11 protein-coding genes are annotated in these 16,104 nt (G+C 70.7%); 6 read left to right on the top strand and 5 right to left on the bottom strand.

From position 1 onward, the window contains the following. Positions 1-64: 64 nt before the first annotated feature. Positions 65-1,729 (bottom strand): thiamine pyrophosphate-dependent enzyme, encoded by a 1,665-nt coding sequence (locus ABGB17_RS06385; RefSeq protein WP_347626852.1) that lies wholly within the window; start codon positions 1,727-1,729, stop codon positions 65-67. A gap of 404 nt (positions 1,730-2,133) precedes the next feature. Here ABGB17_RS06385 and ABGB17_RS06380 point away from each other — a divergent pair, with 404 nt between their 5' ends. Then, positions 2,134-2,922 carry an IclR family transcriptional regulator C-terminal domain-containing protein gene (locus tag ABGB17_RS06380; RefSeq protein ID WP_347626851.1) on the top strand — a complete coding sequence of 263 codons (789 nt, stop codon included), beginning with the start codon at positions 2,134-2,136 and terminating at the stop codon, positions 2,920-2,922. A gap of 154 nt (positions 2,923-3,076) precedes the next feature. Here ABGB17_RS06380 and ABGB17_RS06375 read toward each other — a convergent pair whose 3' ends face one another. Next, a complete protein-coding gene (locus tag ABGB17_RS06375) occupies positions 3,077-7,297 on the bottom strand; it encodes a hypothetical protein (protein ID WP_347626850.1) in 4,221 nt (1,406 codons plus the stop codon). 184 nt (positions 7,298-7,481) lie between these two features. Between ABGB17_RS06375 and ABGB17_RS06370 the strand changes: the two genes are divergently transcribed. From ABGB17_RS06370 to ABGB17_RS06360, 3 genes are all read left to right on the top strand, one after another. After that, complete coding sequence (locus tag ABGB17_RS06370; protein ID WP_347626849.1) at positions 7,482-8,453, top strand: zinc-binding dehydrogenase; 972 nt, start codon at positions 7,482-7,484, stop codon at positions 8,451-8,453. Between the two features lie 602 nt (positions 8,454-9,055). Beyond that, a complete protein-coding gene (locus tag ABGB17_RS06365) occupies positions 9,056-9,199 on the top strand; it encodes a hypothetical protein (protein ID WP_347626848.1) in 144 nt (47 codons plus the stop codon). Positions 9,200-9,332: 133 nt separating this feature from the next. Next, entirely contained in the window at positions 9,333-11,378 is a 2,046-nt protein-coding gene (locus ABGB17_RS06360) for an ABC transporter ATP-binding protein (protein ID WP_347626847.1), read from the top strand. On the opposite strand, the gene ABGB17_RS06355 is transcribed toward ABGB17_RS06360, so the two are convergent. Then, a complete protein-coding gene (locus ABGB17_RS06355) occupies positions 11,375-11,794 on the bottom strand; it encodes a MerR family transcriptional regulator (RefSeq protein ID WP_347626846.1) in 420 nt (139 codons plus the stop codon). The genes ABGB17_RS06360 and ABGB17_RS06355 overlap by 4 nt on opposite strands. Positions 11,795-11,906: 112 nt before the next feature. On the opposite strand from ABGB17_RS06355, the gene ABGB17_RS06350 reads away from it, so the two are divergent. Further along, the gene (locus tag ABGB17_RS06350; RefSeq protein WP_347626845.1) at positions 11,907-12,839 is read left to right on the top strand and encodes an aldo/keto reductase; all 933 of its coding nucleotides are present in this window, start codon (positions 11,907-11,909) and stop codon (positions 12,837-12,839) included. A gap of 94 nt (positions 12,840-12,933) precedes the next feature. On the opposite strand, the gene ABGB17_RS06345 is transcribed toward ABGB17_RS06350, so the two are convergent. Then, complete coding sequence (locus ABGB17_RS06345) at positions 12,934-13,590, bottom strand: TetR/AcrR family transcriptional regulator (protein WP_347626844.1); 657 nt, start codon at positions 13,588-13,590, stop codon at positions 12,934-12,936. 71 nt (positions 13,591-13,661) lie between these two features. Between ABGB17_RS06345 and ABGB17_RS06340 the strand changes: the two genes are divergently transcribed. Then, positions 13,662-14,990, top strand: a complete 1,329-nt coding sequence (locus ABGB17_RS06340; RefSeq protein WP_347626843.1) for a GH1 family beta-glucosidase — start codon at positions 13,662-13,664, stop codon at positions 14,988-14,990. 179 nt (positions 14,991-15,169) lie between these two features. On the opposite strand, the gene ABGB17_RS06335 is transcribed toward ABGB17_RS06340, so the two are convergent. After that, complete coding sequence (locus ABGB17_RS06335) at positions 15,170-16,066, bottom strand: hypothetical protein (protein WP_347626842.1); 897 nt, start codon at positions 16,064-16,066, stop codon at positions 15,170-15,172. Between the last annotated feature and the right edge of the window lie 38 nt (positions 16,067-16,104).

Raw genomic sequence — 16,104 nt, 5'->3', positions numbered from 1 at the left:
CGTCCGCCGGTCACATCTCGTGTCGCCCCGCCGGCTCGGCCCGCACGTGCGCCGGCATCTCGCGTCACGTGTCCGGGTCGACCAGCACGTCCACCAGGAGGGGTTCCTCACGCGCCCACAGTGACGGCACCACCTCGTCGAACACCTCGGCCAGCGCCGCGTAGGCGTCCACCCGGACGGCGGGACAGCCGAGGCAGCGGGCGAGGGAGGCGGGGTCGATCCCCGCGAAGCCCGGCCACGCGGCCCCGCCCGTGGGGGTGAACACGATGAACAACGCCCCGACCCGGTGGTAGGACGCCGTCCACAGGGCCTGGGCGGCGGACAAGGTGGCCGCGCCGTCGAGAAGCGCCACCACGGGCCGGTCCGGCCGGGCCAGCCGCAGCCCGACCGCGGCGGGCAGCGCGAACCCGCGTCCGGAGGACACCGCCGACAGGTGCCCGAGGGGCCGGCGGGCGGGCACGAGCCTGTGCAGCCCGTCCCGTACGGCGGGCGCCTCCTCCACCACGATCGCCTCCGGCGCCAGCCGCGCGGCGAGCTCCGCCAGCACGACCCCCGCCCGGAGCGACTCCCCCTCGGCCGCGGCACCGTACGCGGCGGGGCCGCCGGCGGTCGCGGGCGCCCCGTCGTCCCGCTGGGGCAACGTGACGGCGAGCCGCTCGCAGACGGCCGCGGGCGACGCGAGCAGCGCCAGCGACGCGGGCCCGCGATGCACCTGCGCCGGATCGTCGCTGACCACCGCCACCGTGGCCCCGTCCGGCACCAGCACCTCGAGCTCCCCCGCCCGGAACGCGGGCGCCCCCACGACCAGCACCACGTCGTGCCCGTCCAGCACGGGCCGCCCCCCGGCCCGATCGGCCCGGGACGCGGTGGTCTCCAGTGGCTCGCCGGCGACCGGGGACGGCTCCGCCTCACCGGGCTCGCGAACCTCCAGGTCCGGATGGCGTCCGTTCCTCTCCTCAGGCGCGGGCCGGTGGCCGTCCGCCGGGAGGACGCCGGCGAAGCGGGGGTGGTCCTGGGGGAAACCGGGGCGGGTGGCGGAGGGGTCCTGCCAGACGGGGCAGCGCAGGCGGTCGGCCAGGGATGTGAGCGCGGTCCAGGCGTGGTCGGTGAAGGTGAGGGCGCCGGTGACGAGCACCGGGGAGCGGGCCCCGGCGAGCAGGGCGGCGAGGGGAGCCACGTCCTCGGCGGAGACGTGGCTGGGGCGGCGGGCCTCCATGAGGACGGGAGGTTCGGCGGTGTACGGCTCGTCCCAGCCGTCCGGGGGGACGAAGACGGCGGCCGGGCCCCGTCCGGTGACCGCTTCGAGCGCGGCCCTCGCGACGGCGGCCGGGACATCGCGGGCGTGCGCGGGCCGGGCCGACCAGACCAGATGCTCACCGGCGGGCGTGAGGACGGGGTGGCTGCGGTCCGGGCGGACGGCCAGCACGACGAGGGGGGCGTGGTTGGCCCGGGCCGCCGCGAGCGCCCCGCACCCGGCGGGGGTGCGCATCAGCACCAGGGCCGGACGGTCGTGGCCGAGCACCCAGCCGGTGGCGAGGCCGGCGGCGATCCCCTCGTTCGCCCCGGCGACGAGCGTGAAGTCCTCGGGCAGCCCGCCCAGCGGAGGCTCGTCCCCCGCCCCGGGGTCACCGAAGACGGTGGTGATCCCTGCCCGCCGCACCGCGCCGAAGACGGCGTCCCGCACGTCCCGGGTGGCCCCGGCCTCGTCTCCCGCTTCCGCCCCGGTCACCGCCCTCTCCCGCAGTGGGCGGGGTCGCTGAAGATCGGGGTGGGCGGCTGGGCCGTGGAGCGACGCATTGAGCACTCCAGAGGAAGACCGTGTTCGGCAGACGAACGGAAGTTCCTTACCTGAACATTATTTCGTGCAAGCTACGCCTTGGGCCGGAACGAGTCAACAACCTTACTTATATGGGACATCTCTCCGCCGTTGACCTCCTCCTGGTGGGTAAGTAGCGTCGAATTACAGGGTGAATGTGCGCTTATCGAATGGTTTGCGGCGGTTGACGGATGCCGCCACGAACCGCTCGTCGCGGCGCGGCACCGTCCGTGACGACGACCGGGGGTGGCGGGCTCACCACGCCCTGATATAACGGTCACCCGCGAAACGCACGGTCACCCGCGAAGAGGGGGGACATGGCCGAGGAATTCGTGCGATCGCTGGCTCGGGGGCTCGCGGTCATCAAAGCCTTCGACGCGAGCGCGCCTGAGCTGACGCTCAGCGACGTGGCGCGGGCCACCGGGCTGACCAGGGCCGCGGCCCGGCGGTTCCTGCTGACCCTGGTGGAGCTCGGCTACGTTCGCACCGACGGCCGTCTGTTCGCCCTCTCGCCCCGGGTGCTGGAGCTCGGGTACGCCTACCTGTCGGGGCTCACGCTGCCCGAGGTCGCGCTGCCGCACCTGGAGCGCCTGGTGGCCGAGGTGCACGAGTCGGCGTCCATGTCGGTGCTCGACCCGCCGGACATCGTGTACGTCGCCCGGGTGCCCACCACGCGCATCATGCGGGTGACGATCAGCATCGGCACGCGGTTCCCCGCGCACTCCGCCTCGATGGGCCGGGTGCTGCTGGCCTGGTTGCCGCCCGCCGGCCTCGACGCGTACTACGAGCGGGCCACCCTGGAGCGCCACACCTCGCGCACGATCACCACGCGGGCCCGCCTTGACGCCGAGCTGGCCCGGGTGCGCACCCAGGGCTGGGCATTCGTGGACCAGGAGCTGGAGGAGGGCCTGCGCTCGATCGCCGCCCCGGTCAGGGACCGCGCGGGCGGGGTGGTCGCCGCGGTCAACGTCTCCACCCACGCCAGCCGCACGTCCGTCGACGCGGTCCGCCGCGACCTGCTGCCACCCCTGCTGGCCACCGCCGCCCGCATCGAGGCCGACCTGCACGCCACCGGCGGCCACCCGGTACCCCTTCTCGCCACCTGAGCCCCGGGCCGCCGCAGGTGGTCAACGCCGCCACCGCGGGACGGGTCCGGCAGGCCATCGACCGCCTCGCTCCCCACCGCCTCATCACCTGCGGCTTCAGGGAGAGCCCGCCCCATGAGGGCCAGTGCGGAGCGACACGGGATTTCAGGGCGTCTCACCCGCATACCTTCGTGTAGGGCTCGGAGATGCCGTACTGCCTCCACTCGTCCTGGGTGAGCGATCCCCCGGCGGCGGCGCATATGGCCGTCTCGAGCCGGGTGTCGTCAGGCAGCTTCACGTGTCCCCACACGCGTACGAACCCGTCGTCAGCGGCAGTGATCAACCTGGAACCGTCCGAAGTGAAAACGGCTTGGCGCAGTACCTCGGTGTGCCCGGTAAGTTTGAGCAACTCACTCCGGCTTCTGACATCCCACAAGCGCACCGTATTGTCGAAGCCGGCACTGGCCAGGGTCTGCCCATCAGGGCTGAAGGCTACGTTCCAGACGGTGCCGGAGTGTCCTGTCATGGGACCGCCGACCTGACGGTACGTCTGCGCGCTCCATATTCGTATGTTCCTATCTTCACCGGAGCTCGCGAGGAAACGGCCGTCTGGACTGAACGTAACCGTGTCGACGTCACCGGCATGGCCCCGCATGACGGATACCTCACGGTGGCTTTCCACGTCCCATACACGTATGGTCGCGTCCAAGCTGGCGCTGGCCAGCAAACGTCCATCGGGGCTGAAGGCCACACTTCTGACCTCCGCGCCATGCCCAGCTAGGAGGGCACCGAGCTGCCCATGGCTCTTTGTGTCCCACAGCCGCACCGTCCCGTCATCACTCGCGGTCGCCAAAGTGGCTCCATCAGGACTGAAGGCCAACCCGAAAACTTGCTCATCGTGATCGTTGAACGCGGCGGCTCGCCGCCGGGTCGTCATGTCCCACAGCAGCACCACTCCACGCTCATCAGAGGTCGCGAGCATATTTCCTCGCCGACTGAAAGTGATTCCGTACACCAAACCGGAATGGCCGCGAAGTTCCTCGGTGAGACGATGGCCGACCGCGTCCCAGATCCGGACGACGCCGTCTCCGACCGAGTCGGCGAAGACGCGCCCATCCAGAGTTACGGCCACCCCCGCATAGAAACTATGGTCCATGATCGGCGGCTCCGTCTGCCTAGGCGTCATAGTGCTCCACAGCCGGACGGTCCGGTCCTCACTCGAACTCACCAGTTTCGCACCGTCGGCGCTGAAAGCGATGCTAGGGACCGCTCCCTCATGCCCGTTGAACACGGCAAGCTGACGATGGCTCGCGACGTCCCAAAGCCGCACCGACATATCAGTGCCCGAACTCGCCAATGTTCGTCCATCAGGGCTGAAAGCCACCCCCAGTGCGATATACGCACCATCCTTGTCCCGGTTCTCGCCCGGGTGGGCCACCAGACTCGCGATCCGTCGCCCTCCGGGGACGCTCCACAGCCGGACGACGCCGTCCTCCGCGGCGCTCGCCAATGTGCGGCCGTCGGGACTGAAAGCCACGCCGTGAACAATACGGTTATGTCCCCGCAGAGTGTGGACGAGGCGCCGGCTGCGGATGTCCCACAGGCGCACGGTCTTGTCGGAACACGCACCGGCCACGGTGGCGCCTCTGGCGTCGATCGCGACTCCCACTACGTCGGGACAGCCCTTCAGCACCACCTCCTGGCCGGGAGCGTCCGGGTCCCACAACCGCACCGTTCCGTCAGAGCCGCCGGTCGCCAACGTCCGGCCATCCGGGCTGAACGCCACACCCCAGATTTCCCCGCGGTGCGCGGCGACGACGAACTTCTGCCGTCGCCCTGCGACATCCCAGAGCCTCAGTTCCCCGTCGTCGGCGACACTGGCGACCAGTCGCCCGTCGGGACTGAAAGCGACCGCCCTGACCGCCGCGTCATGACCTTCGAGAACAGCGACGGCGCCATGGGAGTTGGGGTCCCAGATTCGCACGCTGTTGTCAGATCCACCACTGGCGACAAGCCTCCCGTCCCTGCTGAAAGCCACTCCGTACACCACATCGGAATGACCTGAGAACACCGCACGCAGTGGTTGGGATAAGATCTTCAGGCTCGCGTATCTCGCTTCCGGTGTCGTGGAAATGTGCCAGGCCGTCGCCGCGAGCCTCTCGGCGGTGGTCAGATTCGTGCCGACAAGAGTCTGGCTCTGCACCGCCAGTTGCCGTGACAACGCCGCCCTCCTCTGTGCCACCGCGATCGACTCCTGTGCGCGAGCATCCTTGGCCGCCGTGATCGCCCCTGCGAGGCCACCCAAGGTGGCGAGCATAAGAAGAACGAGGGCGGTGACAATGGATCGCCGGAGCCACTTCGCCCTCCTGGCGGCACGGTCGCCCTCCGACAGGAAGCTCTCCTGGACGTCCCCCAGTCGCGGATAGCGCGCGGGATTCTCCTTCCACCGCGCCCGGATCTCGTTGATCGCCGACATCCGGGTGCCGTCGTACAGGTATCCCGGCTGGCGGTGGTGACGGTCCCAGCGTGCGGCGTCCTCGACCAGTTGCTGGCGGGCCAGCAGATCAGCACGATCGGCGTCGATCCACGTACGGAGCCTCGGCCAGGCGCGGATGAGAGCTTCGTGGACGATCTCCACCTCGTCGCCGTTAACCGTGATCAGCCGCGCCCGCGTGAACGCCTCAAGTGCGGCGCCGGTCGCCACGTGGTCCGGCACGTCAGCCGCTGGGACGCATTCCGACAGCGGGACGGCCTGCCGGGTGTCGTCGGTGTTCTCCCCGAGGTGGACGAGGCGCAGCATCAGGCGCCGTGCCGCCTCTTGATCCGCCAGGTCGAGCGAGGCCAATGTCTGGTCCGCTGTGCGTGTGAGAGCTTGGGCGATCCCTCCTGAGGCCCGGTAAGCACCCAGGGTCAGCGTCCGGTCGTCGCGCCGCTGCCAGGTGGACAGCAGTGCGTGCGAGAGGAGCGGGAGCGGTGTGTCCTCGTCGTTGGCGTGCAGATCCTCCAGTAGCAGCTCGGTCAGCCCTTCTTCCAGGGTGAGGCCGACGAGACGTGCGGGTTCCTCTATCACCTGCCGCAACTCGTGGAGTTCCATCGGGCCGACCACGACCGGTCGCTCCAGGGCGCCGGTGAGCCCGGCATGGGCGGCGCAGTGCCCGAAGAAGTCGGCACGCAGCCCAATGATCGCCTTCTGGCCACCGCTCGTCAGCGTGGAGATGAAGGCCGCGCGCTGGGCACCGTCGGCGCACTGGGTGAAGACCTCCTCGAACTGATCGACGACGATGATCGTGCCCACGGGTGACACCGACGAGGCATTCGGTGACTCCTTCTCGTGCTGCACCGTCGGCGCGTCGCCGTCCCGTGAGTTGCCGGACCGATCGAGGGCGTTCCTCAGCCGGTCCATGGGGTGTGCGCCAGGGGTCAGCAGCACGCAGCGTCCCACGCCGAGTACGGGAATAACCCCGGCACGCAGCAGTGAGGACTTCCCTGATCCTGACGGCCCTGTGACCAGGAGCGGAGACACGTCGTGCTCGACCTGCGTTCTCTCCACGACCGTGCGAACCAGATGTTCACGCCCGAAGAACAGGGCCGCGTCACCGATGCCGTAAGGGGCGAGGCCGCGATAGGGACTGTGCTGCCCGTCGTGGCTCGCCAACTTCGGCAGTTTCCGTGGCGAAGGGAGGTTGTAGGCGGCATTGCTCACCAATGGGCGGCGCTCGCTGGTATCCGCCGCTTGCCGACGGGGCAACGGCATATCCAGGGCGGACATGACCCGCGTCGAGGCACTGTGCAGGTCGTCCAAGGTGAGATAGGCCGGACCGGCGGGATCACCTTCGGTCAGCAGCCGGATGAGGCAGCCGCTGAACGCCGTATGCCGTTCAGCGGGAAGGCTCCAGGCCGCCTCGTCCCGGCTGGTGGCGGTCAGCAGGTAACTGTCCGGCCACCCGGTCGCACGCCCGGCCCAGCAGCAGTCGAGGACAACGACGCTCAGCCTGGCTCTGCTCCGGCGTAGGAGGTCGCTGACTTCGGCATAGGGCAGTACCTGGTTGCGGACCGGCCCATGCCGTATGTCCTGGGTGGCCCTCGTTGCGAGGCACAGCTCGCCGTCGACGGTGAGCAGGCCATGACCGACGTAGTAGAAGAAGAGCACCTCCGTGGCACGTCCCGCCACTGAGGAGATCTCCTGCGCGAGCACCGCCGGATCGGCCGGATCGAGCAGGCGGACCAGGTTCTCCCTCTTCAGCCCCGCGCGCCGGACCAGTGCGTCGGCGAGGTCACGCATGCTCTCCGCGGCGGCGGGCACATCGCCGATCACGGCCCCAGGGGCGTGACGGCTCGTCGCCACCATGAGTGCGTGGACCCCCTGCCCGAACAGTGTCCCCGCGACGCCGGCCATTGTCTTCCTCCGAAAGTCATCGTCGTCACGTGAAGTGACCACATTAGGACGCTCAGCACGCCCCTGAGGGTGGCCGCGATAGAGCAGACGTAGGTGTGGAGACCGGAAGCAAGGTTGACCTCAACAAGGGTTGAGGTCGCACACTGCTGGTCGAAGGAAACGGCCCGGGTCATGGGGGAGCCACATGCGGGTGATACAGGCGGAACGGTTCGGAGGGCCGGAGGTGCTGGTCGTCCGGGTGGTGGACGATCCGGTGGCCGGGGACGGGGAGGCCGTGATCGAGGTGGAGGCCGCGGACACGTTGTTCGTGGAGACACAGATCCGGCGGGGCGGGGTGCGCGCGTTCTTCCAGGTCGAACCGCCGTACGTGCCGGGTGGCGCGGTGGCGGGACGGGTGCGGGCGGCCGGGGGCGGGGTGGACCCCGGGTGGGTGGGCCGGGAGGTCGCGGCGTTCGCCGGGGGCGGCGGGGGGTACGCCGAGCAGGTGGTGGTGCCGGCCGAGGCGCTGATCGCGGTGCCGGGCGGGCTCGGGACGGCACGGGCCGCGGCGCTGATGCACGACGGCGTGACCGGGCTGTCGGTGTTCGAGTCGGCCGAGGTCAAGCCGGGCGAATGGGTGCTGGTGACGGCGGCGGGCGGCGGCATGGGGGTGTTGCTGGTCCAGCTCGCGCGCGCGGCCGGTGCGCGGGTGGCGGCGGCGGCGCGCGGCGCGAGCAAGCTGGGCCTGGCGCGGGAGCTGGGGGCGGAGCTCGTGGTGGACTACACCGGCCCCGGCTGGGCCGAGCACGTGCGGGTGGCGACGGGCGGCGCGGGGGCCGACGTGGTGTTCGACGGCGCGGGCGGGGAGATCGGGCGGGCGGCGTTCCAGGTCACCGCGGACGGCGGCCGCTTCTCCGCGCACGGCGCCGCGGCCGGCGGTTTCGCCCCCGTGGACCCGGCCGAGGCGGCCCGGCGCGGCGTCACCGTCCGCGGCATCGGGGACGTCCGGTTGGGCCTCCCCGAGCGGAGGGCCCTCGCCGCACGCGCCCTCGCCGAGGCGGCGGCGGGCCGGATCAGACCGGTGATCGGCCGCACCTTCCCCCTGGACCACGCCGCCGACGCGCACACCGCCATCGAGGCCCGCACCGTGACGGGCAAGGCGTTGCTGGTCCCCTAGTGCCGTTCGAGCGGGACTCGACCACCTCATCGCCGGGACCGCGGCCACGCTGCCCGCGGACGCGTGAGGACGGGCCTCACGAGGACAGGAGCGGAACACGGCATCGATCTCCGACATAGCGTGGGAGATAAACACCCCATATAGCGCGTCGTACCCGTCCCGAGTGAACCATCTGGTCAAGGCAGACGTCCGTTATCAGACGTACTACTCATCTGCTCTAACCACGATTACCACCTTCCGTAAATATGATCACATTGGTTACGCTGCTGGGATCACGTCCCACGCGCGGCGGTGGCGCCGGGCGGGGGACCCGTTCGGGTCATGGCACGTTCCCGCGGCGGCGCCATGCCCGCGGGTGCCGGTCGGTCCGGCGATGGGAGAGCGAAGTGCGGCGAGGGAGGATCCGCGTCACACCCCCGCCCGGCGAGCGGTGCGCCCGAGGGTGCAGACCGATGGTCCGGTTGCGGCTTGACCGATATATACGTGCAGTGATGACTACCGGTGAGATCCCCCGGCGGCCGTCACGGAAGGTAAGATCCGATGAACACCGCCCTCCCTGGCATCCTCCGGGCCGGGGAGGCATCTCACATCGGGAGACACTGATGGAAACGGTCGACCTGGAGGATCTTCACCTGGAGCTGCTCCTCATCGCGGCGCTGCACGACGAGGCCGAGCGGCTCCTGTCCCTGTCCGGCCCGTCGCACGCACCGGGGTACGTCCGGGAGATCGACCCGCGCGGAGAGTGAGGCAATGAATACCCGGTGAACATCACCGGGCACCCGGCAAAGGAACCAATAGCGATAATTGCCGGTTTCAACTTGACCGGCCTCCTTTACCCGGCCTCTTAAAACTGTCGGTGACGGCCGTCACACTGCCTGTATGGCCGACCTTCCCCAGGATTCCCCCGCTCCGGACGGGTCCACGTCCGCCGCTCCGGACGGCTCCGCCCCGAACGGCCCCGGCATCCCGCCGCCCCTGCCGTCCCCGCCCGCCGCGCCGCCGCTGCCCACGGCCGCGGTGTCGCCCCCGCTGAAGCCGCCGCTGGACCCCGGCGAGGACATCGACGCCGACCTCGGTGAGGCCACCATGAGTGGCTGGCAGGCGCACCTGGAGACCATGACGGGGGTGGGTTTCCTGACCATCGCCCGCAGGCTGCCCGCGCTCATCTCCCAGGCCGTGCGCATGGCGTGGCTGGCCAGCCCGCGCGACACCGCCGCCACCATCTCCCTGAGTGTGCTCGGCGGCATGTTCACCGCATTCGGGCTGCTCGCCACGACCGGTGTGCTGCAGGCGCTGTTCTCGGCCGGGCCCACACCCGAGCGGGTGCGGGCAGCTCTGCCCGCGCTGCTGCTGGTCGGCGTCGCCGCCACGCTGCGCGCCGCACTGCAGGCCGGGGCGGGCTGGGCGCAGGCGCGCCTGGAGCCGCAGGTCGCCCGCATCGCCGAGAAACAGTTGTACGACGTGACCAGCCAGGTCGACCTCATCCGCTACGACGACCCCGACTTCCACGACGCGCTGCAGCGGGCCCGCATGCGCGGCGTCTCGGTGGTGGACAGCGTGGTCGACTCGGCCATCGACGTCCTCACCGCGCTGATCGGCATCGTCGCCGCGGCGGGCGTGCTCGGCATCCTGCACCCGGTGCTGCTGCCGCTGCTGGTGCTCGCCGTCGTGCCGGACGCCTGGGCGGCCGTGCGGGCGGCCCGCATGCGGTACACCACGATGTACGCGCTGATCCCGGTGCGCCGCCGCAAGTGGATCCTGACCGACCTGATGGCCGACAAGAACACCGCCGCCGAGGTGCGCTCGTTCACCATGCGGGCCTTCCTCATCCGGCTGTACGACCGGGTGGCGAACGCCGAGCAGGCCGTCGTGCTGCGCACGGCGCGGCAGCAGACGGTGGCGCGGGTCATCGGCGAGGCCCTCGGCGGGGTCGGCACCGCCATCGTGTACACCGCGCTCGGGTTGCTGCTGGCCGTCGGCTCGGTGGCCCTCGCGGTGGCGGGCACGGCGGTGCTGGCGATCCGCACCGGGCAGTCGTCGCTGGCCAACCTCATGTTCTCCACCAACCGGCTGTACGAGGAGGGCCTGTACTTCACCGACTTCCTGGACTTCTGCCGGCAGGCACGCGAGTCCATCGGCCGCAACCCGGCCGGGCCTGCGCCGTCGTCGTTCCTGCGCGTCACCGCCGAGGAGGTGACGTTCCGCTACCCGGGCAAGGAGGAGCCGGTGCTGGACCACGTGTCGATCCACCTGGACCGGGGCGAGGTGGTGGCGCTGGTCGGCGAGAACGGCTCGGGCAAGACGACCCTGTCCAAGATCCTCGCCGGGTTGTACGAGCCGGACAGCGGCCGGGTGTTGTGGGACGGCACCGACATCGGGGACGTCGACCAGAACGACCTGCGGCGCCACATCGCGGTGATCGCGCAGGACCACACCCGCTGGCCGCTGACCGTGCGCGAGAACATCGCGATGGGCCTGGACAAGGGCGAGGAGGCCCTGCACGAGGCCGCCCGGGTGGCCGGCGCCGACGCCGTGGTGGCCGAGATGCCGCTCGGCTACCGCACCCTGCTCGACCGCCGCTTCAAGAACGGCCAGGAGCCGTCCGGCGGCCAGTGGCAGCGCATCGCCGTGGCCCGTGGCTTCTACCGCGACGCCCCGCTGCTCATCTGCGACGAGCCCACCGCCGCCCTCGACGCCCGCGCGGAACACGCCCTGTTCGAGCGCATCCGCGACCACGCCGACGGCCGCACCGTCCTGTTGATCACCCACCGCCTCGCCAGCGTGCGCTACGCCGACCGCATCTACGTCCTCGACCACGGCCGCGTCACCGAACAGGGCACCCACGACGACCTGATGCGCCAGGGCGGCATCTACGCCGAGCTCTACACGCTCCAGGCCGAGGCGTACCGCTCGGAGAACGCCTAGGTGCCGGCGCCGGCGTCGTCGTGGAGCTGCTCGCGGGCGGTGTCGAGGTCGTGCAGCGCGAGGACGTCGCGGTAGTAGCCGATCTTGTACTGGATGGCGGACTGCTTCTCGCGGAGTTCGGCGATCTGGGCCTCGACGGCGCGGTCGTGGGCCTCCAGGAGGGCGATGCGGGCGGCCACGGTGTGGTCGCCGGCGCGGACCAGTTCCGCGAAACGCAGCATCTCGGCGATCGGCATGCCGGTGCCTCTCAGGCAGCGCAGCATGCCGAGCCAGCCGATGTCGTCATCGGTGAAACGGCGTTGGCCGGCGGCGTTGCGTTCCACGGGCTCCAGGAGGCCGATGCGCTCGTAGTACCGCAGGGTGTCCAGGCTGAAGCCGGTCTCCTCCGCGGCCTGGCCGGGTGTGTAGACGCTCACGGTCCGAATCATGACACCTGGAGCCCGCTCCAGGTCAATGCTCTTGACCTGGAGCACGCTCCAGGTCAATGCTCTTGACCTGGAGCACGCTCCAGCATGCAGGGTGTGCCGCATGACACACATCGCACTCGGGACCATTCCCTTCGGCACCACTGTGGACGAGGCGACGTCGTTCGCCATTCTCGATCGGTTCACCGGGGCCGGTGGCACCATGATCGACACTTCGAACAACTATCCGTTCTGGATCGAGGGGGCCACCGGGCGGGAGAGCGAGGCCACGATCGGCAGGTGGCTGGCGGCGCGTCCCGGCATGCGGGACCGGATCGTGCTGAGCACCAAGTGCGGCGCCTTCCCGGCCATGCCGGGTGACCGCACGCTGGAGCGGTCGGAGGGGCTGTCCGGAGCCACCATACGCGCGGCGATCGAGGGCAGCTTACGGCGGCTCGGCAGCGACCACGTCGACGTGTACTGGGCGCACATCGAGGACCGGGTCACGCCGCTGGAGGACCAGGTGGACGCGCTGGCGAAGCTGGTCGAGACGGGGAAGGCCGGCGAGCTCGGCGCGTCGAACCACGCCACCTGGCGGGTGGAGCGCGCACGGGGGATCGCGCGGGCCGCGGGGCGGCCGGGGTACTCCCTGCTGCAGCTGCGCCACTCCTACCTGCGGCCCCGGCCCGGGACACGCATGCCGGAGTGGGGGCACGTCCAGGCCACAGAGGAGACCTTCGACTACCTGCGGGCCGAGGGGCTGCGGCTGTGGGCGTACACGTCGCTGCTCGCCGGTGCCTACACCCGTGAGGACCGGCCCATCCCGCCGGCGTACGACCACCCCGGCACCGAACGCCGTCTAGCGGCCCTGCGCTCGGTCGCCGAGGAGCTCGGCGCCACCGTGAACCAGGTGGTGCTGGCCTGGCTCACCGCCCAGGGCGTCGTGCCGATCGTCGGCGTCAGCACCCTCGCCCAGGTCGAGGAGGCCGTCGGCGCCGCGGACGTGAAGCTGGACGACGAGCTGCGGGCCCGCCTGGACGACCCGGCGCTGGCGTAGCAGGCGCCCGGCGCACACCGGGCGGCGTCCCGGGGGCGTCCGGCGCACACCGGCGGCGTCCCCGGGGGGCCGCCTTCCCTTGAACCGGCGGCCGTCACCGTGCGGGCATGTGGCCCGTCAGATAGCGGCGGACGAGGTCTTTGCACTCGGCGATCAGATCGGGGTCGCCACCGGGGCGGGTGCGGAAGGCCAGCTTCAGCACGGAGTCGGCCGCCTCGACGGCCACGACCAGGGCCCGGTGCAGACCGGGCCCCGGCGGGGCGCCGACGAGGTCCACGAGGAGGGCCTGCAGCCGGTCGGCGACGATGACGTTGTTCTCCAGGGCGGCGTCCAGGAGGCGGTTCGTGCCCTCGATGGCAGGGCCGCCGGGGGTCTGGAAGATCTCGCCGAAGTCGACGATGGCGAACCCGGGCGTGGTGCGCTTCATCGCGACGAACTCGTCCACGGCCAGGTCGATGACCTCGGTCCAGACGGTGATGCCCGCGGAGCCGAAACGCGCCGTCAGCCGCGCCAGGAAGGCGTCCAGGTTGCGGAGGGCCAGCTCCCTGACCAGGCCCTGCTTGTCCGGGAAGAACTGGTAGAACGTGCCGATGGGGACCCCCGCCCGGCGGGCGACCTCTTTGGTGGTCAGGGCCTCGTAGCCGACCTCGTCCAGGAGCCGGGCGCATTCGTCCAGCATTCGCTCGACCCGCTCCAGGCTTCGGCGCTGGGCGGGGCGGCGGCGGAGCGTCCCTGCGGAGACGTTGCTCATGCCCCCATCATCCCCCCAACCCCGAGGTGTGCGGCCTAACCTGAGAATTACTCATATCACCGGAGGGTCGTATGTTTCTTTGGGGCACGGCCACGGCCTCCTACCAGATCGAGGGCGCCGTGACCGCGGACGGCCGGGGGCCGTCCGTCTGGGACACCTTCTCCCACGAGCCCGGCCGCGTGCGCGAGGGACACACCGGCGACGTCGCCTGCGACCACTACCACCGCTTCGAGGAGGACCTCGGGCTGATGAGCGGCCTCGGGGTGAACTCCTACCGCTTCTCCATCGCCTGGCCGCGGATCCAGCCGGACGGCACGGGGGCGCCGTCCGCGGCGGGGCTCGGCTTCTACGACCGCCTGGTGGACGGGTTGTGCGCGCGGGGCATCACGCCGGCGGCGACGCTGTTCCACTGGGACCTGCCGCAGGCGCTCCAGGACCAGGGCGGATGGTCGTCCCGGGACACCGCGGCGCGGCTGGCCGACTACGCGGGGATCGTCGCGGAGCGGCTGGCGGACCGGGTACCGCTGTGGATCACGTTGAACGAGCCGTTCGTCCACATGGTCCTCGGGCACGGCCTCGGCGCGCACGCCCCCGGGCAGGCCCTCATGCTGGACGCCCTGCCGGTGGGGCACCACCAGTTGCTCGGGCACGGGCTCGCGGTCCAGGCGCTGCGGGCGCGGGGGGCGCGGCAGGTGCTGATCACCAACAACTGCACCCCGGTGTGGGCGGCGTCCGGCTCCGAGGCGGACGTGCGGGCGGCGGAGGCGTACGACACGCTGCACAACCGGCTGTTCAACGACCCCGTACTTCTTGGGAAATATCCGGACCTGTCGGCGTACGGGGTGTCGGAGCTGGATGTGGTGAAGGACGGCGACCTCGCGGTCATCGGCCAGCCGCTGGACGGGATCGGGATCAACTACTACAACCCCACGAGGATCGCCGCTCCCGCGGAGCCTGGGGAACTGCCGTTCGAGGACGCCGGCGTCACGGGCTACCCCACCACCGGTTTCGGCTGGCCCGTGGTCCCGGACGGCCTCCGGGAACTGCTCACGGGCCTCAAGGCCCGGTACGGCGACACTCTGCCCCCGGTGTACGTCACCGAGAACGGCTGCTCCCAGCCGGACGACCTCACCCCCGACGGCACCGTCGACGACCAGGCCCGTATCGCGTACCTGGACGGCCACATCCGCGCCGTGCGCGCCGCGATGGACGAAGGGGTGGACGTCCGCGGCTACTACGTCTGGTCCCTGCTCGACAACTTCGAGTGGGCCGAGGGGTACACCCAGCGCTTCGGCCTCGTCCACGTTGACTTCCCTACCCAGAAGCGCACTCCGAAGGCGTCCTACCACTGGCTACGCGACCGCCTCGCCGCGCACTCCAAGCCGTGGACGGCTGCTTAGTGCGGTCCGGTCAACCGCCGTACAGCGGCGCCGGATTCGCCGTACCACGTCCCGCCGCGTCGGCGCCGAAAAGGAGCCGGCGAACGGACGGCGGTGGGGCGGCGCAGCCAGCGCGGCCGGGGCAGCGCCGTCGGGGCAGCGCGGCCGGGGCGGGGTCGTCAGGTGGCCGGGGGCGGGGGTCAGAAGACCGAGACGTGGACGTGGTCGTAGTGGTTGGCGGTCACGCTGCCTCGGTCGGACATGGTGCGCCAGCCGGCGCCTGTCCTGATGTCGTAGTAGCGCTGGCGCCAGATGATGTACATGATGCCCATGGCGCGGCCGTTCTCGATGCACCACTGGGCCAGGGCGTCGCCTCTGGCCTGGGCGGCGGCGTCGGGCATGCGGCCGCCGGTGCTCATCATGAAGTCGCAGGCGCGGCCCTTGCCGTGTTCGCCCGGGTCGCCTGAGCGCAGGCAGCCGACGCCGAAGGGCATCGGGAAGTTCTGCATGATGCTGGCGCGGATGGCGACCATGCGCGCGGTCAGGCCGGTGGAGGAGCCGGGGGTCTGGAAGCCGAACTTGCGCAGGAGGGCCTCGACGTCCTTCTTCTTGTTCTGGAGGTCCTTGATCTCGTCCCGCAGGTCCGCGATCTTGGCGTCGGCTTCCTTCTTGGCTTCCTTGGAGTCCTTGATCAGGGTGCCGATGCGCTTGATGCGCTGGTTCTTCTCCTCGGCGAGGTAGGTGACCGTGGCCACCTGGCCGAGGATGGCGTCCGGGTCACCGCTGTAGGTGAAGACCCGGGGCCCGTCCACCGCGCCGGACATGTAGGAGTTGCTGTAGAACTGCGCGATCTCCTGCTGCGCCTCGGCGAGGTCGGCCCGGAGATCGCTGACCTTCCTGCCGGCCTTCTTGGCGGCCTCCTTGGCGTCCTCGAGGCTCTGGATCTGGCCCCGGTACGCCTTCTGCAGGTCGGCCGCCTGCTTGGTGAGACGGTTCAGCCTGGTCTGCGGGCTGGGCTCTGCTCCTGCCGCGGGCACAGCGAACACGGAGAACAGCCCGAGCAGCCCCGCCAGCGCGGCCATCCGGCCTGATCGCATCAGCCCTCCCCACTTCGGACGCCCCGAAACTATAAGAG

It is taken from the genome of Sphaerisporangium sp. B11E5 (genome assembly GCF_039871875.1).
Classification (GTDB): Bacteria; Actinomycetota; Actinomycetes; order Streptosporangiales; family Streptosporangiaceae; genus Sphaerisporangium.
Note: the sequence above shows the minus strand (reverse complement) of the source record. Positions and strands in the feature narration are given on the sequence as shown.

Coding starts and splice junctions, on each gene's coding strand:
- ABGB17_RS06360 (WP_347626847.1), top strand. CDS start 9,333: ATGGCCGACCTTCCCCAGGATTCCCCCGCTCCGGACGGGTCCACGTCC.
- ABGB17_RS06375 (WP_347626850.1), bottom strand. CDS start 7,297: ATGGCCGGCGTCGCGGGGACACTGTTCGGGCAGGGGGTCCACGCACTC.
- ABGB17_RS06350 (WP_347626845.1), top strand. CDS start 11,907: ATGACACACATCGCACTCGGGACCATTCCCTTCGGCACCACTGTGGAC.
- ABGB17_RS06335 (WP_347626842.1), bottom strand. CDS start 16,066: ATGCGATCAGGCCGGATGGCCGCGCTGGCGGGGCTGCTCGGGCTGTTC.
- ABGB17_RS06345 (WP_347626844.1), bottom strand. CDS start 13,590: ATGAGCAACGTCTCCGCAGGGACGCTCCGCCGCCGCCCCGCCCAGCGC.
- ABGB17_RS06370 (WP_347626849.1), top strand. CDS start 7,482: ATGCGGGTGATACAGGCGGAACGGTTCGGAGGGCCGGAGGTGCTGGTC.
- ABGB17_RS06365 (WP_347626848.1), top strand. CDS start 9,056: ATGGAAACGGTCGACCTGGAGGATCTTCACCTGGAGCTGCTCCTCATC.
- ABGB17_RS06340 (WP_347626843.1), top strand. CDS start 13,662: ATGTTTCTTTGGGGCACGGCCACGGCCTCCTACCAGATCGAGGGCGCC.
- ABGB17_RS06380 (WP_347626851.1), top strand. CDS start 2,134: ATGGCCGAGGAATTCGTGCGATCGCTGGCTCGGGGGCTCGCGGTCATC.